At 59.8% G+C, this 21,156-nt stretch carries 22 protein-coding genes; 5 read left to right on the top strand and 17 right to left on the bottom strand.

What is annotated here, in order from left to right:
• The first annotated feature begins 231 nt into the window (after window positions 1-231).
• The gene (aac(6'), locus tag ACRESJ_RS06390; RefSeq protein WP_431757158.1) at window positions 232-678 is read left to right on the top strand and encodes an aminoglycoside 6'-N-acetyltransferase; all 447 of its coding nucleotides are present in this window, start codon (window positions 232-234) and stop codon (window positions 676-678) included.
• A gap of 181 nt (window positions 679-859) precedes the next feature.
• Here aac(6') and ACRESJ_RS06385 read toward each other — a convergent pair whose 3' ends face one another.
• The 11 genes from ACRESJ_RS06385 to ACRESJ_RS06335 all read right to left on the bottom strand — a co-directional run bounded on the left by ACRESJ_RS06385 (window position 860) and on the right by ACRESJ_RS06335 (window position 10,273).
• Window positions 860-1,744, bottom strand: a complete 885-nt coding sequence (locus ACRESJ_RS06385) for a ChaN family lipoprotein (RefSeq protein ID WP_431757157.1) — start codon at window positions 1,742-1,744, stop codon at window positions 860-862.
• A 30-nt stretch (window positions 1,745-1,774) separates the two neighbouring features.
• Window positions 1,775-2,542: a heme ABC transporter ATP-binding protein gene (locus tag ACRESJ_RS06380; protein WP_431757156.1), complete on the bottom strand. Its 768-nt coding sequence runs from the start codon at window positions 2,540-2,542 to the stop codon at window positions 1,775-1,777.
• Window positions 2,542-3,525, bottom strand: a complete 984-nt coding sequence (locus ACRESJ_RS06375) for a FecCD family ABC transporter permease (protein WP_431757161.1) — start codon at window positions 3,523-3,525, stop codon at window positions 2,542-2,544. Before ACRESJ_RS06375 ends, ACRESJ_RS06380 begins: the two co-directional genes overlap by 1 nt.
• A gap of 477 nt (window positions 3,526-4,002) precedes the next feature.
• The gene (locus tag ACRESJ_RS06370; RefSeq protein ID WP_431757155.1) at window positions 4,003-5,205 is read right to left on the bottom strand and encodes an NAD(P)/FAD-dependent oxidoreductase; all 1,203 of its coding nucleotides are present in this window, start codon (window positions 5,203-5,205) and stop codon (window positions 4,003-4,005) included.
• A 145-nt stretch (window positions 5,206-5,350) separates the two neighbouring features.
• Window positions 5,351-6,055, bottom strand: coding sequence for a response regulator transcription factor (locus ACRESJ_RS06365; protein ID WP_431757154.1), 705 nt, complete (start codon window positions 6,053-6,055; stop codon window positions 5,351-5,353).
• Between the two features lie 103 nt (window positions 6,056-6,158).
• Entirely contained in the window at window positions 6,159-7,112 is a 954-nt protein-coding gene (locus tag ACRESJ_RS06360; RefSeq protein WP_431757153.1) for a sensor histidine kinase, read from the bottom strand.
• A gap of 201 nt (window positions 7,113-7,313) precedes the next feature.
• Window positions 7,314-7,742, bottom strand: coding sequence for a nuclear transport factor 2 family protein (locus tag ACRESJ_RS06355; RefSeq protein ID WP_431757152.1), 429 nt, complete (start codon window positions 7,740-7,742; stop codon window positions 7,314-7,316).
• A 26-nt stretch (window positions 7,743-7,768) separates the two neighbouring features.
• Complete coding sequence (locus tag ACRESJ_RS06350) at window positions 7,769-8,500, bottom strand: SGNH/GDSL hydrolase family protein (protein WP_431757151.1); 732 nt, start codon at window positions 8,498-8,500, stop codon at window positions 7,769-7,771.
• Window positions 8,501-8,822: 322 nt separating this feature from the next.
• Entirely contained in the window at window positions 8,823-9,389 is a 567-nt protein-coding gene (locus ACRESJ_RS06345; protein WP_431757150.1) for a chorismate mutase, read from the bottom strand.
• 81 nt (window positions 9,390-9,470) lie between these two features.
• Window positions 9,471-9,770, bottom strand: coding sequence for a DUF7693 family protein (locus tag ACRESJ_RS06340; protein ID WP_431757149.1), 300 nt, complete (start codon window positions 9,768-9,770; stop codon window positions 9,471-9,473).
• 137 nt (window positions 9,771-9,907) lie between these two features.
• A complete protein-coding gene (locus ACRESJ_RS06335; protein ID WP_431757160.1) occupies window positions 9,908-10,273 on the bottom strand; it encodes a hypothetical protein in 366 nt (121 codons plus the stop codon).
• Between the two features lie 221 nt (window positions 10,274-10,494).
• Here ACRESJ_RS06335 and ACRESJ_RS06330 point away from each other — a divergent pair, with 221 nt between their 5' ends.
• Entirely contained in the window at window positions 10,495-11,118 is a 624-nt protein-coding gene (locus ACRESJ_RS06330; protein WP_431757148.1) for a glutathione S-transferase family protein, read from the top strand.
• 74 nt (window positions 11,119-11,192) lie between these two features.
• Here ACRESJ_RS06330 and ACRESJ_RS06325 read toward each other — a convergent pair whose 3' ends face one another.
• On the bottom strand, window positions 11,193-11,633 hold the full coding sequence (locus ACRESJ_RS06325) for a CBS domain-containing protein (protein WP_431757147.1): 441 nt from the start codon (window positions 11,631-11,633) through the stop codon (window positions 11,193-11,195).
• 253 nt (window positions 11,634-11,886) lie between these two features.
• Between ACRESJ_RS06325 and ACRESJ_RS06320 the strand changes: the two genes are divergently transcribed.
• The gene (locus ACRESJ_RS06320) at window positions 11,887-14,247 is read left to right on the top strand and encodes a DNA polymerase II (RefSeq protein ID WP_431757146.1); all 2,361 of its coding nucleotides are present in this window, start codon (window positions 11,887-11,889) and stop codon (window positions 14,245-14,247) included.
• Here ACRESJ_RS06320 and ACRESJ_RS06315 read toward each other — a convergent pair.
• The 5 genes from ACRESJ_RS06315 to ACRESJ_RS06295 form a co-directional block, all read right to left on the bottom strand.
• Window positions 14,212-14,682 carry a DUF1810 domain-containing protein gene (locus ACRESJ_RS06315; protein WP_431757145.1) on the bottom strand — a complete coding sequence of 157 codons (471 nt, stop codon included), beginning with the start codon at window positions 14,680-14,682 and terminating at the stop codon, window positions 14,212-14,214. The genes ACRESJ_RS06320 and ACRESJ_RS06315 overlap by 36 nt on opposite strands.
• A gap of 29 nt (window positions 14,683-14,711) precedes the next feature.
• Window positions 14,712-15,533 (bottom strand): aldo/keto reductase, encoded by an 822-nt coding sequence (locus ACRESJ_RS06310; RefSeq protein WP_431757144.1) that lies wholly within the window; start codon window positions 15,531-15,533, stop codon window positions 14,712-14,714.
• A 625-nt stretch (window positions 15,534-16,158) separates the two neighbouring features.
• The gene (locus tag ACRESJ_RS06305) at window positions 16,159-17,028 is read right to left on the bottom strand and encodes an isocitrate lyase/PEP mutase family protein (protein ID WP_431757143.1); all 870 of its coding nucleotides are present in this window, start codon (window positions 17,026-17,028) and stop codon (window positions 16,159-16,161) included.
• 125 nt (window positions 17,029-17,153) lie between these two features.
• A complete protein-coding gene (gene astA / locus ACRESJ_RS06300) occupies window positions 17,154-18,185 on the bottom strand; it encodes an arginine N-succinyltransferase (RefSeq protein ID WP_431757142.1) in 1,032 nt (343 codons plus the stop codon).
• A gap of 58 nt (window positions 18,186-18,243) precedes the next feature.
• The gene (locus ACRESJ_RS06295; protein ID WP_431757141.1) at window positions 18,244-19,260 is read right to left on the bottom strand and encodes an arginine N-succinyltransferase; all 1,017 of its coding nucleotides are present in this window, start codon (window positions 19,258-19,260) and stop codon (window positions 18,244-18,246) included.
• A gap of 377 nt (window positions 19,261-19,637) precedes the next feature.
• On the opposite strand from ACRESJ_RS06295, the gene ACRESJ_RS06290 reads away from it, so the two are divergent.
• Window positions 19,638-20,210 (top strand): histidine phosphatase family protein, encoded by a 573-nt coding sequence (locus ACRESJ_RS06290; protein ID WP_431757159.1) that lies wholly within the window; start codon window positions 19,638-19,640, stop codon window positions 20,208-20,210.
• Window positions 20,210-20,965 carry a precorrin-6A synthase (deacetylating) gene (gene cobF, locus ACRESJ_RS06285; protein WP_431757140.1) on the top strand — a complete coding sequence of 252 codons (756 nt, stop codon included), beginning with the start codon at window positions 20,210-20,212 and terminating at the stop codon, window positions 20,963-20,965. Before ACRESJ_RS06290 ends, cobF begins: the two co-directional genes overlap by 1 nt.
• The last annotated feature ends 191 nt before the right edge of the window (window positions 20,966-21,156 follow it).

Raw genomic sequence — 21,156 nt, 5'->3', positions numbered from 1 at the left:
CGCTACCGCTATCGCCAGCAAGCCGGCTCCTACGGATTCGTGTCGTACCCAACCATTCAAGTGCACACGCAAAACCTGTGGGAGCTGGCTTGCCAGCGATGACGGCCTGTCAGCCACCCTGATTCCACGGATGTACCACACCCAACTGTAGGAGCTGCCGAAGGCTGCGATCTTTTGATCGTCTCGGTGTTTGCTAGAGTGAAAGACCCCGAAACCCACGAGCGAACCCACATGCTCCATATCCAAATCTGCCAGTCCAATGAGCAATCCGGATGGCTGCCTTTGCGCCACGCGCTCTGGCCGGATGCTTCGCAGCAGGAGCATCAGGACGAAATCGACGAGCTGTTGCGTCAGCCGCAGCGCTATATCAACTTCGTCGCATACGACGGCCAAGAACAACCCATCGGCCTGGCAGAAGCCTCATTGCGTAGCGACTACGTCAATGGCACTGACGTATCTCCCGTGGTGTTCCTGGAGGGTATCTACGTGGTGCCGCAACATCGCCGTCAGGGCGTCGCTGCACAGCTGATCGAACAGGTGGCGCAGTGGGGACGTGAACACGGCTGCGCGCAAATGGCCTCTGACACCGACCTCGCCAACTTGCCAAGCCAGCAGACACACAAGGCGCTCGGTTTCGAGGAAACGGAGCGAGTCGTGTTTTTCAAGCGTCAATTGTGATTTCGGCAGAAAAGCAAAAGATCGCAGCCTCGTTGCACTCGACAGCTCCTACAGGTTTTTGTGCCGACCATTAGACATACCACCGGTAGGAGCTGCCGCAGGCTGCGATCGTTTGATCTTGCTTGCAGCAAACAAAGCCGAAAGATCGCAGCCTCGTTGCACTCGACAGCTCCTACACATCCTATTGCCGCAATTGTGCGCAGTGATCCTGCGCCGGTTGCGCTGCGGTGTACCACACGTAATCCGCGCTTTCGGCGGTCACGGTCTTGTCCGCTTCGGCCAGTATCAGCACGGCATTACCCTCGCCAGCACCGAGGTCTTTAAGGTGCAGGGGCACGCCCAAATCCTTGCGCACATGGAACGCACCGGCCAGCAGAACGGCGGGTGTTGGCGCCGCCATCAAGCGTTCGGCCATGCGTCGGTCACGCTGCTGTTGCACACCGAGCATCGCCGGCAGCTGTGATTCGGGGAGCATGCCGCAGTGGGACTCGCGAATGTCCTCCAGCAATGTCGCTTGCACCTGTTGAGTAGTGGACGCCGGGCCATTGAGCGTGGGCCGCTGTTTGTAGATCTGCATGATCTGCGACCGGTCCAGGTTGGCCGATAGCAGTGGATAAGGCTGGCGCAGGGCGTAGGTGACCAGCGCGCCGTAGACGCCCCAATCCCAATTGGCTTGCCAGGACAGCGCCTGATAAGGATCGGCCGGCGGTTGACCGGCACGGGTGGCGGCCTGCGCGGCATCGACTTTCGCTTGTTGATCAGGGTTGAGCATTTCCATCAACAGACTGCCTTGCGGGCGTTGCGCGGCCAGTTGGCGCAACAGCCACAGTTGCAGGGCATGGTGATCGGGGTTGTCGTGTTGTTCACCCACCAGCACGCGAGGTGCCGCTGCGAGTTTCTCGACCAGTTCTTGCGGCGTGATCGAGCGCCCTGTGGCGAGTTCGCGGATCACGCCGAGATCGGCATGATCGCGGCCTTGCGGGGCGATCGGCGCCGGGGGCGGCGTAACCTGTTGGGCCTGGCAGGCCACCAGCAGGCTGAACAGGCATATCAGCACAATGCGCATCGGATCTCCTTTTTCGACGGTGGGCGTGTATCAGCGCGCGATAATCAACGGGTGACCGCGCTCCGGATGCTTGTGTATCAGTACCTGTAAGCCATAGACCGCTTCCAGCGCCTCGGCGGTCAGGACTTCGTCCGGCGGGCCGTAGGCGTGGGGGCGTCCGTCTTGTAGCAGCAACAGTTGATCGCAAAAACGCGCCGCGAGGTTGAGGTCGTGGAGGATCACCAGCACCGCCGCCCCGCGCCCGGCAAAGTCGCGCACTGCTTGCAGAATAGTGTGCTGGTGCAGCGGGTCGAGCATGGATGTCGGCTCGTCGAGCAGCAAAGTCTGCCCTTCGGCACCCGGCCACAGTTGCGCGAGTACACGCGCCAGGTGCACGCGTTGGCGTTCACCACCGGACAAGGCCAGATAACTGCGTCCGGCCAGGTGCAGGGCGTCGGCGGCGCTCAAGGCTTGCGCGACGATTTCGGCATCGCGCACGCGACCGCTGGCATGGGGCAGACGACCCATGCCGACCACTTCATTGACCGAGAAAGCGAAGTTCAGGCTCGAACTCTGGGGCAATACCGCCAGGCGCCTGGCCCGCTCCTGACCGGGCCAGTCCGTGAGTTTGCGTTCGTCGAGGCTGACGGTCCCTTCACTGATCGGCAGCTCATCGCACAGGGCCGAGAGCAATGTACTTTTACCGGCGCCGTTAGGCCCCAGCACGCCGAGGACTTCACCCGGACGCAGTTCGATATCGATGTCGGCCAACACGGTGCGACCGCCGCGCCGGACCTGCAAGTTGTTTGCCCGCAGCATCAGGTACGCCCTCGCACCAGCAGAAACAGGAAGAAGGGTGCGCCAATAAGTGCCGTGACAATGCCGATCGGCAACTCGGCCGGCGCCAGGAGCAGGCGGGCGACCAGATCGGCCAGCAGCAACAGGCTGGCACCCGCCAGCAACGAGGCCGGTAACAACACCCGGTGATCCGGGCCAACCAGCAGGCGCATCAGGTGCGGCACCACCAGGCCGATAAAGCCGATCAGGCCCGCCGCCGCCACGGCGGCACCGACACCCAGCGCCGTACACAACACCAGTTCGAGTTTGATGCGTTCAACATTGAAACCCAGGTGGCGGGCTTCCGATTCGCCCAACAGCATGGCATTGAGCGCCGCCGCTCGACGGGGCAGCCACAACGCCACGCCCACAACCACGATCAGCAACGGCCACAGGCGCGGGTAGCTGGCACCGTTGAGGCTGCCCAGGTTCCAGAAGGTCAGGGTGCGCAAGGTGGCGTCGTCGGCCAGGTAGGTGAACAAACCGACGCCGGCCCCGGACATCGCGGTCATCGCCACGCCCGCCAGCAACATGGTGGCGACGTTGGTCTGGCCATTGCTGCGGCCAAAGCGATACACCACCGCCGTGACCATCAGCCCACCGACGAAGGCGCAGACCGACAACAGATAAGGCTCGATGGCCGGCGACACCCCCCCCAACAGACCGCCGCCGACAATGGCGAAGGCCGCGCCGAGCGCCGCGCCGCCGGAGACACCCACCAGGCCCGGATCCGCCAGAGGGTTGCGGAACAACCCCTGCATCGCCACACCCGACAGCGCCAGCACCGAACCCACAGCGATGCCGAGCAAACTGCGCGGCAGGCGAATCTGACCCAGGATCAGTTGCGCCTGTTGTGTGTCGTCGCCATTGACCGGCAGCCCAAGCAGACGCATCCCCGCCAGTAAGGTATCGCCCAACGGCAGGCTGACCGGCCCGAGGGCCAGGGACAGCCAGAACACCAGCATCAGTAACAGACCCAGGGTGATCAGCATCGGCCGTGGCCGAACCATAGCCGTCATGGGTTGCGCTCTGGTGTCTGGAACTGGGCAGTGGATTGAGCGGTCATGTGAGCTCCTCAGGGACAGCGGTTGGCCGTGAGGGCGAATTCTATGGGTATTTTTGCTCGGATGGGTATGGTCCGGGCTTTGTCGAATGAACAGGTCGACGCATCGCAGCGATGGCGGCTTCAAAACCAACACCGCTATCGCCAGCAAGCCGGCTCCTACCGATTTGTGTTGCACACAATCTCTCCAAACACCCACGGCCCTGTAGGAGCTGACGAGTGCAACGAGGCCGCGATCTTTTGACTTTCAAAGCCAGGATAAAAAGACTCGCTCGGACCCAACAAAAAAGCGCCCGCCACAAAAACAAGTGGCGGGCGCTTGGGAAATGTCCCGGTCAGCAAGGAGTGGGCTGACCGGGATACAGGCTTGCCCGCGGCTTCACGCCACAGGAATCAACGGGTCGGCCGCCGCCAGTGCAGCAGCACGATCCGCCGCCGGCGGGTAGATCCACAGGGTGTTGATCTGGGTCTTGAGTTCCTTGGCTTCCTGCTTGACCAGTTTCACCTGGCGATCCCAGCCCTCGGTGAACACCGCGCCCCAAGTGCCCAGGTCCACGCAGGTGACATACTTGGGTTGGCTGTAGGCCATCGGTTCCACACCCAGCAGTTCGGCGGCGACGTTGTTGCCGGCATAACGGCCCAGGGCAATCGCGTGCTGGCAGGACATGGCGGCGAAGTTGCCCAGGTCATCGGTGGCGGCATAGGCCACGTCGCCGGTGGCGAACACATCGGCATGGCCACGCACTTTCAGGTTTTGATCGACATGCAAGCGACCCTGGTGATCGCGGGCGCCTTGCACTTGCTCGGTCAGCGGGTGGGCGCGAAAGCCCACGGTCCAGATCACGGTATTGGACTCGATGCGCTGGCCATCGGCGAGGGTGACGCCACCGGCATCGACCGAGGCGACGGTGGCATTGAGGACCCACTCGATGCCCAGATGCTCAGACGCTTCGACAATCGATGGGCGAATGCCATCGCCCAGGGCGGCGGCGACTTGCGGCGCACGATCGACCACGATCACACGAATGTTGGCGTCGTCACCCAGTACCGCACGCAGTCGCGCGGGCATCTCGGTCGCGGTCTCGATCCCGGTGAAACCACCGCCAGCGACCACCACGGTATTGCGGGCTGCACTGGCCGGCAGGTCTTTGAGGGCATTGATATGTGATTCAAGCTCAGTGGCGGATTCGATCTCATCGACATCGAACGCGTGTTCCAGCATGCCTTCGACCGGTGGGCGCATCAGCTTGCTGCCGGCGGCCAGCACCAGGCGGCTGTACGTCAGCTTGCCCTCGGCACCGGTGGCGGTGGCGTAGCTCACGTGTTTGTTTTTCTCGTCGATGACTTGCGCCGAACCCTGAACGAATTTCACGCCCACGGCATCGAACAGTTCGTTGAGCGGCGCCTTCATGTTGTGGACATTGGGTTCGTAAAAACGCGGGCGGATTCGCAGCTCAGCCTGGGGGGCCAATACGGTGATCTCGATGTCATTGCGATCATGCTTGTCCAGCAGGCGGGCAGCACTCAATGCACTCCATACCCCACCGAACCCTGCACCGATAATCAAAATCTGCTGTTTCATTGGTTAGCTCCTGAAGAAGTTGCAGTCATTGCGCACGGGAGCAGATGCTATTCGAGGGCGATAGTGGTGACACTGCTACATAGGGTCAGCCGATACATGACTAAGTTTTAATCCGCTATACCAAGGTATTAGTTGGAGTCACTTATCAGTCGAAAAGGGCTTTGGAAAAAAAGCGATCGGTTGCAAGGTTTGAAGGCAAGTGGGCGCCGGCTTGGGCCGAGATCATTTCGGCCATGCGCACCAGATCGGCAAATGATCGCGCGCCCATTTTGCGCATGGCCTGACCGCGATGGATCTTCACCGTGATTTCGCTCAGGCCGATTTCCCCTGCAATCTGCTTGTTCATCAAACCCGACGTCGCCAAGGCCATGACCGTTTGCTCCCGAGCACTCAACGTTGCGTGACGAGCGTGCAACTCGTCGGCATGCCGCTCGGATTCGCGGCGTTGCCTGTCCTGCGCGTGGGCAGTGCACACGGCGTCGATCAGGTCCTGCTCGCGAAACGGCTTGGTCAGGAAATCCACCGCGCCGGCCTTCATCGCCCGTACCGTCATGGCGATGTCACCGTAGCCAGTGATGAACACGATTGGCACCTTGATGCCGGCGGCGGCCAACTCACATTGGAAATCCAGGCCACTGCTGCCTTGCAGCCTGACGTCCAGCACCAGGCAACTGGCCGTGTCCAGGCGCGGGAACTTCATGAACTCGGCCACCGAGCCGAACAACTCGACGCGCAGACCGATGGAGCGCAACAGGCTGCCCAGGGATTCACGCAGCGGCGCATCGTCGTCAACGATGAACACCATGGATTCATTTTGAGTGGTTTTGTTGAGGGGACGTTGTTCGTTCATTACCTGTTTCCAAGGGGTGGAACTGCAACCGCCCGGCGCTGTGCACCATGCGATGGGCGCTACATTAGGGGGATGCCGGACGCGAGGCATTCATACCTGAGTATTAAATGGCTGCTGCGTATCCCGGGTCATTGGCAACCCGTATCGGCAGGGCAAACAGAAACGAGCTGCCCTGTCCGTTTGCACGGGTGGCCCAGATGCGTCCTTCGTGGAAGTCGATGATCGAACGGCAAATGGACAGCCCCATCCCCAGGCCATTTTCCTTGGTGGTGAAAAACGGCGTGAACAGCTGCGGCAATACATCGACAGGGATGCCCGGCCCTTGATCGGTCACTTCCAGCACGGCCTCATTGTCCTTGACCCAGGTGCGAATCAACAGCGTGCGCTGTGAGGCGTAGACCGCGTCCATGGCCTGACAGGCGTTGATGATCAGATTGATGATGACTTGCTGCAGTTGCACGCGATCGGCACTGACCAGGTCGTCGAACACGGCGAGTTCGATTTCCGGGCTGATCTGATGCTGGGCCAGTTCACAGCGGACCAGGCTCAGTGCTTCGCTGACGATGTCATTGAGCGATTCGTCCCGACGCAGCGGATCGCACTTGTGCGACAGCGCCCGGACGCGGCGGGTGATTTCGCTGGCACGATTGGCGCTGGCGATGATCCTCTCCAGTGACTGGTGTACCTCGATCAGATCGGGTTCCTCGCGAGTCAGCCAATTGCGGCAGGCTTGCGCGCTGCTGGTGATCGCTGCCAGCGGTTGGTTGACCTCATGGGCGATGGACGCCGCCAGCTCACCCAAGGACGTCACGCGGGTGACATGGGCTAACTGGGCCTGGACGCGGCACAGGGCTTCTTCGGTCTGTTTGCAGCGCAACGCCAGAAAGGTAATCGCTGCAAGTAAGGTCAAGCAGCACAGGAGTTCCGAGGTCGACTCCCAACGATTAAATCCGCCCTGGTAAAGGAACAGCGTCGTCATCAACAACATGCAAAACAACGCGACCACGATCACCGCGTTGCGTGCATGGGCAGGCTTTTTTACAGGACTGTCGGTCATGCGCGTCTCGGGGTTCGATCGGGCTGGGAGCGAAGAATCGGTTCAGTATCCTAGAAGCCGGGAGGCTCATTGCGTTAGGACAAAAAACCCGAGAAAGCTGCCAAGGCATCGGCGCATGCGCAGTGAAGAAGGGTGAGCCGGCATCGCTGAAACTGCCGGCCCAGGTATTTCGATGGTCTATCGCGCCACGGCGCTCGAGGATCAGGCTTTGCTGGCGGCCAGATAAGCGCCAAGGCGTCGGCCCATTTCTTCTCCCAGTGCCTGCAAGCCGCTGAGTGGACGGACCATCACTTCGAACTCAACGATTTTCCCCTGTTCGTTGAAGCGGATCATGTCGATGCCCTTGAGCTGCTTCTCGCCGACCTTCGCACTGAATTCAAGGATGACATTCAAGCCGTCGGCGGTCGCCAGTTCGCGGTGGTAGGTGAAGTCTTCGAACACCTTGGACACCGTGTTGAGGATCATCGACACCACCGGCGCACCCGGATAGGGCGTGTGTGCCATTGGCGAGCGGAAGACCGCTTGCGGGTCGAGCAGTTCGGGAAGGGCATTCAAGTCGCCGCTGCGAATCATCGCGTGCCACTGGCTCAAGGCCTCGGCGACTTTGGGGTGCAGTTGCAGTTCAGACATAGTCAACTCCTGTTTTTTGTTGTTGTTCAAAGCTTGCCTGATGCGGTGTTGCGAAAGCGCCGGGCAATGGCGATAGCGGCATCGTCGGCCCATGCACTGTAGATCAGTGGCCCCGGATGGAAACCATCGCGCGCCATCGAACCTGCCACGGGGGCCAATCGGATTGTCAGCAACGTACAGTGATCTTCGCTTCCCGCCAGCTTCGCGAGGTGCGCATTGAAACGCTTTGCCCGGTTGCCCAGATACCAGCGTAGAGGCTGCGGCAGTGCAGGAAACAGGTGCATGGGCGGGAGAGGGGAGATCACAACCTGCCTGACCCCAAACGTGCCGCACAGCGTGGCCAGCAACTGCTGTTGGCGGGCGATCCATTGATCAACCGTCAGCGTGCTGGTGACATCGTTGACGCCAATGGACAGCAGCACCACATCGAAAGATTCCGCTGTTTTTTGTTCGAGCAGTTCCAGCAAGGATTGCGAATCCAGGCCCGAGCGTGCCCAGAGCTTCCACATCACTTGATGATCCCTGGCCAACCGGCTGACCAGTTGACCGCTCAAGGCATCGGTCTGAGTCAACGCCCCGACACCTGCTGCGGCGCTGTCGCCCAGAATCAGCAGGCGCAGCACCTCGCCACTGCCTGCCACACCTTCACGCTCGCCCTCGGCTTCCGGTAATTTCGGCGTGACTCGGCGGGTGTACAGGCCCTGCAAAAGCAACACGGGGCCGAGCATGATTTTGGCCAACGCTTCGGTCTTGCTCATGGAGGAGATCCTGGGAAGGGGGATACAGATTCGCTTAAAAATTGCCCGTGAAAAAGTCCCACTGTCGCAGCGCGCCCCTGTAGGAGCTGTCGAGTGCAACGAGGCTGCGATCTTTTGATTTTATAAAAGGCAAGATCAAAAGATCGCAGCCTGCGGCAGCTCCTACAGAAATCTGAGACGTTCGCAAAATTTGGGCTAATCGCAATACCTGTGGGAGCTGGCTTGCCAGCGATGAGGCCAGCACATTCACCACCGCTATCGCCAGGAATCCCGCTCCTGCGGATTTGTGTCGCGTGAAACGAGGACAGCGCACTTCTCCCCATCATTGATCGGTAACGCACAACTCCCCGGTCGCACGTATCAGTGCCTGGCCATGCAATGCATCCTTGATCAGGTTGGCGCGCTCTTGCGCCAGCCAGGTCGGGCATTGCGGGTCGACGCGATAGGGGGTGAAGTCGGCGTATTGCTGCAACAGGCGGGTTTGCAGTTCATCCAGTTTTGGCCGGATCTGGTTAAGGTCCGGTCGTGGCTGGTCAGGCGCCTTGTGCGCCGCCTGCCATACGGCGAGCAGTCCGTATTGCACCAGTTTGTTGGCTTCGATCTGGGCGGCAATGAAATCGGCGACTTCGTCGGGGTCGAGCTTGTGGGCAACCGCTTGTTTGCGGGCGTTGGTGATGATCTGGACTTCCCGGGCCGTATCCTGAATGGGTTTGCCGCTGTCCCACTTGATCAGCGCGACTTCATCGGCAATGTTCAGGCGTTCATTGATGGTTGCCAGCAACGGCTGCAACGAATCGGGGGCCGCCGTCTCGGCGGCATGGGCGCCGCTGGAGAGCAGGCCGAGCAGGGCACAGCTCAGCAAAAGCGGCAGGCGTGGGCAATGGAACATAAGCAAACCTCTCGGGCACGGGATGCACATCAGGTCTTATGTAACACAGCTGAGCCGCTGGCATGAAACCCCACTTGGTATTCAACCCGATACAGACGCGGCTAACAGGCGCTCAATCTGCGCCAGCTCCCACGTGCTGAGCAGGCTGACCGGGTCGGTACCGAAACGTTGTCCGCCGTCGAACACTCGACCGTCTGCGCTCTGGCAGCGCAGGCAATTGCGCAGGTGAACACCGTCGATGTCCAGGCTCAAGCGCCAGCCTTCGATGTCGATTGACGTCGCGCCAGTCTCGTATTGTTCATCGAGACGCTTGAGCGGGCGAAGGCCGAGGGCGGCGTCGCGCAATTGCTGGTAGACCTCGCGGGCGGTCAGAGGCGGCACAGGTGGCTCCAATGTTGGTGGAATAGTAGGAAGAGTCGGGGGCGCACAGAATAAACCATCAAGGGTCAGGAACAGCGCCCACGAAAAAGCCCGGCTGATCAGGCCGGGCTTTTCGGTGTTGCGGTGTAGCGATTTGTTCAGGCGACGGTGTTGCCATGCAAGCGGTCGGAGCCATCAGCGGCGACGGTGTTGCCTTGCAGGCGGTCGGCCCCATCAGCGGCAACTTCGTTGCCTTTAAGGCGATCTGAACCATCGGCAGCGACCTCGTTGCCTTTCAAACGATCCGAACCATCAGCAGCTACAGCACGTTTTTCCAGCAGGCGATCAGAACCGCCTTCAGCCACACGATTCTGGATCAGACGATCCGAACCACCTTCAGCCACACGGCTTTCAATCAGTCGATCCGAGCCGCCTTCAGCGACGACAGGTTGAACAGAAGTGGCGGCAAAAGCGTTAACTGCGAAAACCGAGAAAACAATGCTGAGGATGGTTTGGCGTTTCATGATCGTGTGCTCCGGGGTGTTGTTGGTTGGTATGGAGCAGATGTTACGCCGTGGATTTTTTAAGAGAACTTCATTGATGTGATGGTAAACATTGATGTTATTGATAGCGCCGGCGGCTTGCCCACGGTCGGCCTGATGATGCAGTCGTCGGACGGCCACGGCGTTATCGGTGGCGGCTTCTACACTGGAAAACTGGCGCGAGCGCTCGCAAGGAGATGTGTATGTATCAGCTCTACGGTTATCCAAATTCTGGCGCTGCGGCGATCGAGGCGGCGCTGGTGCTGTGTGGGGTTGCCTTTCGCTTCATCGATGTCGAGGCGTCTGCCGAGGCTGCCCAGGAGCTAGGTCAGCTCAACCCGCTCAAGCAGATTCCGACGCTGCGCTTGCCTGATGGCAGCGTCCTGACCGAAAGCGCGGCGATCCTGATTCACCTCGGGCTGACGTTTCCCGGCTCGAAACTGTTGCCGGACAATCCCGTCGACCGCGATCAGGCCATACGAGGCATGGTCTTTATCGTGACCAACAGCTATGCCGCCATTGGCGTCATCGATTATCCGGAACGCTGGTTGGTACAAGCGGATGAAGCAACGCGGCAAAATTTGGTCGCTGGCGGCCGCGCCCGCTTGCATCGGAGTTGGGAGGTGTTTGCCGATGAGTTTTCGGCAGAGCTGTATCTGGACGACGAGAAGCCGGGCGCGCTGGATGTGCTGGCGGCAGTGATCACGCGGTGGGCGGGGACTCGGGAGCATCTGCGCCATACCCGCCCGGGTTTTTTCGCCTGGCTGGAACGCATTGACCGGCATCCGACACTGGCACCGGTGTTCGCACGGCATTGGCCTGCCTGAAAGGCTCGCAGCCTGCGGCAGCTCCTACAGGGAAACACATAGTCCTGTAGGAACTGCCGCAGGCTGCGATCTTTTTATTCCCCGCGAATGTACTGCTCCAATTGTTGAATCAGCGCGGCCTGTTCGGCGAGGGCTTCCTTGACCAGGTCGCCGATCGACAGCAAGCCAATCAGCTTGCCGTTTTCCACCACTGGCAGGTGACGCAGGCGTTTGTCGGACATGATGCTCAGGCACTTGTCCACAGTCTGGTGCGTGTCCACGGTGATCACCGGCGAGACCATGATGTCGCGTACCGGCGTCCCCACCGACGAGCGCCCATGCAGCACCAGTTTGCGTGCATAGTCGCGCTCACTGATGATGCCTTGCACCTGGTCATCCTTCACCACCAGCAAGGCGCCGACATTCTTCTCGGCCATCTTCATCAGCGCTTCGAGCACCATGTGATCAGGATCGATCTGGTGCAATGTCTGGTTTTTCTGATCTTTCAACTTCAGCAGCTGCGCGACGGTTTTCATGGCGGTTTCCCGGGAGGGTTATCGTTGTTCATGAAGAATCGTAGACCCGGGCGCTCAGGGCAAGGGCGAAAGCGGCAGATAAGACTCAAAAAACGTCATTTGACGAATTTTCTTCGGTTGACCTCAAAAGATCGCAGCCTTCGTCAGCTCCTACCGGGCCGCGCTCTTATGTAGGAGCTGCCGAAGGCTGCGATCTTTTCGGGGGCCGGACGCGTAGAATCACCCCCCTGAATCAACTCCGAGGTTTGCAGTGGTGGATTTACCCCAGGGCTTCGTCCTGACCCGGCATTGGCGCGATACCCCAGCGGGGACAGAGGTCGAGTTCTGGCTGGCGACCGATGGCGGTCCTCGGCGCATTCGCTTGCCTTATCAGCCGTCGGTGGCGTTTCTTGCGGCCAGTCAGCGTGAGCAGGCCGAGGCGCTGTTGCACGACGAAAAAAATGTCGAGCTCAAACCCCTGGCCTTGCTGGATTTCGAACACCGCCCGGTGCTCGGCCTGTATTGCCGGCAGCACGGGCAGTTGATGCGCCTGGAAACCGCATTGCGCAGGGCCGGTGTCGAGGTGTTCGAGGCCGACGTGCGCCCGCCGGAGCGCTACATGATGGAGCGGTTCATCACCGCGCCGGTGCGTTTTAGCGGTACGCGGAGCGTCGATGGCCTGCTGACCGACGCGCAGATGAAGCCCGATCCAACTTACCGGCCCACTCTCAAGCTGGTCTCCCTGGACATCGAAACCACCGCCCAGGGCGAGTTGTATTCCATCGCGCTGCAAGGTTGCGGCGAGCGTCAGGTCTACATGCTTGGCCCGCCGAATGGCGACCACAGTGAAGTGGATTTCCAGCTCGAATACTGCGACTCGCGAACCCTGCTGCTGAAGAAGCTCAACGACTGGTTCGCCCGCTTCGATCCCGACGCGATCATCGGCTGGAACGTCGTGCAATTCGACATGCGGGTGCTGCATGAACACGCGCGGCGCTTGGGAGTGCCGTTGAGGCTGGGGCGAGACGGCGAAGAAATGCAGTGGCGCGAACATGGCAGCGGCAACCATTACTTCGCCTCGGCTGCCGGCCGCCTGATCATCGATGGTATTGAAGCCTTGCGCTCGGCGACCTGGAGCTTCCCCTCGTTCAGCCTGGAAAACGTCGCGCAAACCTTGCTGGGCGAAGGTAAATCCATCGACAACCCCTACCAGCGCATGGACGAAATCAACCGCATGTTCGCCGAGGACAAACCGGCGCTGGCCAAGTACAACCTCAAGGATTGCGAGCTGGTCACACGGATCTTCGCCAAGACCGAACTTCTGACGTTCCTGCTTGAACGTGCGAGTGTCACCGGTCTGCCGGCCGATCGCATGGGCGGGTCAGTGGCGGCGTTCACCCATCTCTACATGCCATTGATGCATCGCCAGGGCTTTGTGGCGCCCAACCTCGGTAGCAAGCCACCCCAGGCCAGCCCTGGCGGTTTCGTCATGGACTCGCGGCCAGGGTTGTACGAGTCAGTGCTGGTGTTCGACTACAAAAGCCTATATCCCTCGATCATCCGCACGTTCCTCATCGACCCGGTGGGCCTGATCGAAGGACTCAAACATCCTGACGATGCCGACTCGGTGCCGGGTTTTCGCGGAGCGCGGTTTTCCCGCACTCGGCATTGCTTGCCGGCCATTGTCGCGAGGGTCGCCGAAGGCCGGGAAACCGCCAAGCGCGAGCACAATGCGCCGCTGTCCCAGGCGCTTAAGATCATCATGAACGCGTTCTACGGCGTGCTCGGTTCCAGCGGTTGTCGCTTCTTCGATACGCGCCTGGCGTCATCCATCACCTTGCGTGGCCACGAGATCATGCTGCGCACGCGTCAATTGATCGAAGAGCAGGGCCATGCGGTGATTTACGGTGACACTGACTCAACGTTCGTCTGGCTGCGTCGAGCCCATGGTCAGCAAGAGGCCGCGCAGATCGGCCGGGCGCTGGTGGATCACGTCAACCAGTGGTGGCGCGAGCATGTGCGGCAGGAGTATGGACTGGACAGTGCGCTGGAATTGCAATTCGAGACTCACTACAAGCGTTTCCTCATGCCAACCATTCGCGGGGCGGAGGAGGGTAGCAAGAAGCGCTATGCCGGCCTGGTCACCCGTGCCGACGGCACAGACGAGATGGTCTACAAGGGCCTGGAAACCGTGCGCACCGACTGGTCATTGCTGGCCCGGCAGTTCCAGCAAGAGCTGTATTCGCTGATTTTCCATCGCAAGCCTTATCAGGACTACGTGCGCGAGTACGTGCGCAAGACCCTGATCGGTGAGTTCGACGACCGCTTGATTTACCGCAAGCGCCTGCGTCGCACCCTCGACGACTATCAGCGCAACGTACCGCCCCATGTACGCGCAGCGCGCATCGCCGACGACTACAACGACAAACAGGGCCGTCCACGGCAGTATCAGAGCGGTGGCTGGATCAGCTATGTCATCACCGTCGCCGGCCCCGAACCGCTGGAGATCCGCAGCGCACCCATCGATTACGATCACTACATCACCCGGCAACTGCAACCGGTGGCGGATGCGATCCTGCCGTTTGTCGACGATGACTTCTCAACCTTGATTGGTGGGCAACTGGGCCTGTTTTGAGTCCATCAGCGACAACGTCCAGTCATCCACAATGCCGTGGAAGTACTGGTTCAAGGCCTGATGAAACGGGCTGCCGTCTGCGGCGATCTGGGCGAACAAAGTCATCGAAGAGCGAAATTTCAAGTCGTCGGGATGGCCGAAAATCGCTGCCACCGAACGTTGCTGGATGTTCATTACCTGCTCGGTGCAAGTAAGCAAGCGCGAACCCAGCAAGGGGTGCTCAAGGTAGGCCTGTGCTTCTTCCCGGGAGCGAATCGCGAAACGACGCGACATCTCGCTGCCACCCAGCCCGGCGAATTGCGGAAAGATGAACCACATCCAGTGACTGCGTTTATGACCGGCGTTCAACTCGGCCAGGACCCGGTCGAACACCGGTTTCTGCGCCTGGATGAAGCGTTGCAGATTGAAGGCATCTTGCTGGTCGGTGCTTCTCATGGAAAAGCCCTCTGACACGCCGCGATGGCTCAGACCATGGCCAACCGCTGTTTGCGTTGTGGCGCTTGAAACGCTTGGTCCAGCGCCTCCAGATCCCTAGCATCAAGCTTCAATTGCGCCGCTTGCGCATTGAGTTGCACGTGTTCGGGGCGGACCGCCTTGGGAATGGCGATCACAGTCTCCTGGCGCAACAGCCACGCCAGCGATACCTGTGCTGGCGTCACCCCGTGGCGGGCTGCCACTTGTTTGAGGGTGGCATTGGCGAGCATTTTGCCGCCCTGGCCGATGGGGCAATACGCCATGATCGGCATCGTGTTCTGTTGGCACCAGGGTAGTAGATCAAATTCTATGCCACGTTCCTCCAGGTTGTAGAGCACCTGATTGGTGGCGCAGGTCGGTGCTGCCAGCTCTTGCAAGTCATCGACGTCGAAATTGGACACGCCCCAACGGCCGATCTTGCCCGATTCGCGTAAGCGTTCGAAGGCTTCGACGGTTTCCTCCAGCGGGTATTGGCCGCGCCAGTGCAACAGGTATAGATCGATGTGGTCGGTCTTGAGTCTGCGCAGGCTGCGCTCGCACGCCAGGGGGACGCCTTTGTGGCTGGCGTTGTGTGGGTAGACCTTGCTGACGAGGAAGACTTTGTCGCGTTGGCCTGAGATGGCTTCGCCCACGACTTGTTCTGCGCCGCCTTCGGCGTACATTTCGGCGGTGTCGATAAGGGTCATGCCCAGGTCGATGCCCAAGCGTAGGGCGCTGACTTCTTCTTTGTGGCGGGAGGGGTTTTCGCCCATTTGCCAGGTGCCTTGGCCGATGATGGGTACCTGGGTGCCTGCCAGTTGCAGGGTGCGCATGGGGTTTTCCTTTTGCTCTGTATTCGGGTTGGCATCAAGGATAGCCTTTGGGGGGTGACTTGGCGGCCTTTGGGCCGACCATGCTGGTGTTGTTTTGGGTACATATCCGTTGCTGCGGTAACGGCGGCTTATGGTTTCGCCCTTACGGCGAGTCCCTTTGGCAAACGCCCCAAAGGAACCAAAGGTCTGGCCCCTTTCGTACGGCCTCTCGCTAAAGCTCGGGGTTCCTTCGCTCCGGCATCCATCCGGGGGCATCGCCTCCGGTTGGCTTCGCTGGCACCTACATGCGATGAGTTCGACTGCGTCGAACGGCGCTGCGCGCCAATCCCCGGATGAATACCTCCACTCAGCCTGCCGAGGGGGCGGGTGGATCAAGATCAAAAGCTGCAGGCGAGCTGACACTCGGCCTGTTGAGTGGTGAAAAGCATTGATGTACGCAAGCCGGCTCCTACGGATTCGTGCCGAACCCAACTATCACCACACACCCGAAAACCTGTGGGAGCGGGCTTGCACGCGAAGGCGGCCTGACAGTCGACCTGAATTTCGCGGTTCTCCACAATCCCTGTGGGAGCGAGCCTGCTCGCGATGGCGTCATCTCAGTCGACGAAGAAAAAACGGTTCCCCCTCACTCCTTGACGCTCATGAACTCCTCGGCCCAGCGAATGTATTCCTCAGGCTGGGTATAGGTGTGAGTCAGTTCGGTTGCACTCAAGTCCGCGGCCTGGGTGAAAATCTGGCGTTGTTCGCGCAGGCTGTCGTAGGTCGCCTTGATCGCGGCGAAGTAGGCGCCGTGACCGTCGATGGTGACGCGTACACCGAGTTCGGCCAGGCGTTTGTCGTCGCGCAGCAGCGGGTTGCCGTAGGTCACCAGCATCAGCGGCACGCTCAGGTGTTCGGCGATCTGCTCCAGATGATCGAAATCCTTTACCCCCACCATGCAAATGCCATCGGCGCCGGCCCGCTGGTATTGCTTGGTGCGGCTGATGATTTCCTGGACGGGCAGGATTCCCGCGTGGGTGCGGGCGATGATTGCCATTTCCGAGTCGCAACGGGCTTCCAGTGCGGCGCGGATCTTGCCGACGCCTTCGGCGACGGTGATCAGGTCGGTTGATTTGCGGCCGAATTGCGCTGGCAGCAGGGTGTCCTCGATGGTCAGGGCGGCGATGCCGGCACGTTCCAGTTCGACAATGGTCCGCATCACGTTGAGCGCGTTACCGTAGCCATGATCGGCGTCGGCAATCACGGGTAATTGGGCGACACGACCAATTCGGGTGGCCTGTTCGGCGAACTCGCTGAGGGTGATCAACGCAAAGTCTGGGGCGCCCAGTACCTGCAACGATGCAACCGAACCACCCAGAATCCCTACCTCAAACCCCAGATCAGCAGCGATGCGTGCCGACATCGGATCGAAGACCGATGCGGTGTGATAGCAAGCGTTGGACGCGAACAGTTGGCGAAAATTGCGGCGCAAATCTTGATGAGAAAGCCTGGACATATGAGTTCCACCAATGGAAATGGAAAGGCTTGAGCAAAAGTGTCAACGCCGAAGATGTAAAAGGCTATCACGTGGGCGGGCCGGGAATGATGACGAATTTACCCGGATTGCTGCCATTTGTTCGGTTACGCCGCCACCGCCTGAAGCTGTTGATTGCACAACGGCACGCCACGTACCGAGTCACCGGGTTGCAATTGCAGGCGCTTGGCAGTGAGGCGGTCGACGATCAGGCTGTTGCCCACCCGTCGTGCTTTACAGGTGGTAATACGGCAGTTTTCCAGGCGACGGTTGTGAATCATCCATAACGGAGCCTGTTCATCCGGGGTGCCGATGGCCAATTCCAGTACCTGACTGTCGCGCACGGTGCGGATGTTTGAGAGCGGAGCCTCGATGACCGGGCCTGCATCGAAGATGTCGATATAACCCTTGTGGGCAAAACCCTCGGCACTGAGGATCTTCAGCGCCGCTTCGCTATTCGCGTGGGGCTTGCCGATGACGGCCTGGGCCTGTTCGGTGAGCAGGCAGGTGTAAATGGGTTGGCGTGGCATGAGCTCGGCGATAAACGATTTGTTGCCCAGCGCCGCCAAATGATCAGCCTGGCTGAAGTCCATCTTGAAAAAGTGTCGGCCCACGCTGTCCCAGAAAGGGGAACAGCCTTTTTCATCGGCACTGCCGCGCAGCTCGGCGATGAGTTTGTCGCCGAACAGGTGTGGGAACTCGGCTACAAACAACAAACGACTCAATGACAACAATCGACCGTGACTTCCCAGGCGTTGATCGGGGCGCAGGAATAATGAGCAGAGCTCTGATTGCCCGGTCATTTCGTTGCTCAGGAACAAGGTCGGTATTTGCCGCTGGATGCCCAGGCCCTGTGACGAACTGACCGTCAAACCGACCCGGTAGTTGTACCAGGGCTCGCGCAAGCCTACCGCTCCAGCCACGGCACTGACGCCCACCACTTGCTGGTCATCGTCTTCGAGCACGAACAGGTAATCGGCATCAGCGCGTTCGACCTGTTCGGCGAATGTTCTTTTCGCCCAGCGCAAGCGGTAGTTCAGCCGTTCTTCGTCGGCGGGCAGGATGGCCAGGCCGCGGGCTTGGCGCACAAGCGCGAGCAGGGCGGGCAGGTCGGTCACTTGAGCCGGTCGAACAATCATGATGTCGCTCCTGCTTCAGGCTTGCCTGGTTGTTGTCGGGCACCGCGCGTCTTGAGATTCACAAGGCGATCAACCGAACCTGATTGCCTTCGGCCACCCCGAGGGCTGCACACATCCCGGCGTCCAGAACAAGAGGTTGTCCCGTCAGGTAGTCGAGCTCGGCGACGATAGCGCGAAAGTTGCCCAGCGAATCGTTGCTCACCAGATACCGTCCTCGGGCGTCGATGGACGCACCGGGTTTGACTTGGGCCGTCTGGCTCTGGGCGATGGAGCGGATGTTGCCGGTGCGGGCAAACAGTGTCGGGCCGCCGTCGAAGAGGTCGACGTAACTGTTGGTTTCGAATCCTTCGCGCTCAAGGATATCGAAGGCATCCTGGCCGTCGGGGTGGATGCGGCCGATGCAGTCCTGCGCAGCCTGGGGCAGCATTGGCACGTAGATCGGGTATTGCGGCATCAGTTCGGCGAGGAATGTTCGGCTTTCAAGGCCGCAGAGTCGCTCTGCCTCGGCATAGGGCAGATCGAAGAAATGCTTGCCCACGGCGTCCCAGAAGGGCGAGTGGCCTTCATCGCTGCTGTAGCCGACGATCTCGGTGATCACCGTGTCTGAAAACCGCTGGGCATGGGCTGCGATGAACAACAGTCGCGCCCGTGACAGCAGTTCTGACGATGCTGTTTTCGCCAATCGGGGATCGATGTGAAAGCCGCGCAGCAACGTGTGGCCGCTGAGGTCATGGCATAGCGACAACGCCGGAACGCCGTGCTCGATGTTCAGTTCCCGCGAGGCACTGTTGAAGTGTCGATTGCGCAGGCTGTAGAACGGTTCGTCGAACCCGGCAGTGGCGAGTATTTCGCAACACCCCACCAGACTTTGGTGCGTCGAATCCTCGAGTACGAAGCAATAATTCTCCGGGCCGGGATTGCGCACGTTTTGCTCGAACGACACGCAGGAGTTGAGGATTTTATCGCGCAAGCGTTCGCTGTCGTCCGGCAAGGACGTAACGCCCACCAGGCTTTCACGGGCAAGGCGCTGCAATTGGGGCAGGTCGGTTAACTGCACTGGACGCAAGACCAGCATGGATGCACTCCTGTATCAATGGGTTCGGTGGCGGGCACCAAACCTGACAATCACTGTCGGTTTCCACGCATTTCAAGTCTGTTGAAAGCAGTATTTATTTAAGGCGCACTACATGTCTAGTTAATTTTCGCGGGGCTTTTCAACGCACAGTTTGGGTGCGGAACGCCCGTGGAATGGGGCTACAGCGAAGCCGGCAGCTCTTGTAGGTCATTGCCTACTTGCCGTTCGGATTAACCTGTTTTTTGAGAAAAGTGCTTTGGTGTCGCTGTGGTAAGAGCCAGAACGAAACGCACTTTGTTTACTTTTCTTACGGCACAATTACGCGGCGTCTGGCGGTCAGGCGCTGTTTGTCCTTTCCATCGACAGAGAAATTTCCCGTGCAGGCGATCCGTTTGACCCTGATGTGCCACGCGCGAACCGTCGCACAAAAATTGTCGCGTTTTCCCACAGACGAGCCATTGGAGATGGATTGGCAATTGGCGCGAGGTTCGCGCAGTGCTCAATTCAAGGGGACGCCGTTGCTTTTATGCGGTCCGGAGCTGCGAACCCGGCAAACCGCCGAGCTTTTCGGCAGTAAGGTGCAAGTCGTCGCAGCGCTCAAGGATTGCGATTTGGGGCGTTGGCAGGGTGCAAGCATCAAAGCCCTGCAAACATCTGAACCCGAACAACTTCAGAACTGGATCGCCAACCCCGATTCGGCGCCCCACGGTGGCGAGTCGGTGGCCCAGGTTCATGAGCGAGTGGCCGCATGGCTGACGACGCTGGAAACTGCACCCGGACAGGTCATCGCCGTGACCCATCCGTTCATCATTCGTGCCGCGCTGGCGCATGTACTGCAAAGCCCGGCGTTTAATCTGATTGATGTTGAACCGTTATCGGCAATCGAGCTGCGGTTCAATGGCTGCTGGCGGTTACGTCTGCCGGGCACGGATTGTGAGGAAACACCTTGATGAAAAAACTACTGGTCATCGGCATCGGTGCCGGCAACCCCGACTACATCACGATGCAGGCCGTGAAGGCGCTCAATCGGGTCGACGTGTTTTTCCTCATGGACAAGGGACAGAGCAAGGACAAGCTGATCGACCTGCGCCGCGAAATCTGCGAGCGCTACATCGACCATCGCAATTACCGCTTTGTCGAAGCCCAAAGTCCGGAACGCGAGCGTGGCGATGTGGACTACAGGTCCAGTGTCGATGAGCTGAACCTGGCCAAGCAGCGAACCTTCGAGCGGTTGATCAATGAGCAAATGACTGACGGCCAGTGCGCCGGTTTCCTGGTGTGGGGTGACCCGGCGTTGTACGACAGCACCATCCGGATCTTGCAGTCGATTCTTGCGTCAGGCACTTGTGCGTTTGAGTTCGAGGTGATTCCCGGTATCACCAGCGTCCAGGCGCTCGCGGCGCAGCACAAGGTGCCGCTCAATCAAATTGGTCGTTCGGTTGAAATCACCACCGGCCGGCGACTGGCGGCGGGCCAGGTGAGCGATGCCGACAGCCTGGTGGTGATGCTCGATGCGCAGGATGCGTACCGTCAGGTGGCGGATCCGCAGACAGAGATTTTTTGGGGGGCGTACCTGGGGACTGCGGACGAAATCCTGATCAGCGGCAAGCTCAAGGATGTGGCGGATGAGATCGAGCGGGTACGCAAGGCGGCTCGTTTGGCCAATGGCTGGATCATGGATACCTACCTTTTGCGAAAGCCTTGAGTTGTCCGGGCTGACGCCATCGCGAGCAAGCCCGCTCCCACAGTTTTTGTGTTGACTGCAATGTTTGTGAACGACGCAAACCCTGTAGGAGCGAGGCTTGCCCTAATGCCGGTCAGTTAAGGCATTTGTAGGAGCGAGCTTGCTCGCGAAAAACTTCAGGACGCCGCGTTCATTCAGAATTTCCGCGTTAT

It is taken from the genome of Pseudomonas sp. (assembly GCF_050739655.1).
Classification (GTDB): Bacteria; Pseudomonadota; Gammaproteobacteria; order Pseudomonadales; family Pseudomonadaceae; genus Aquipseudomonas.
Note: the sequence above shows the minus strand (reverse complement) of the source record. Positions and strands in the feature narration are given on the sequence as shown.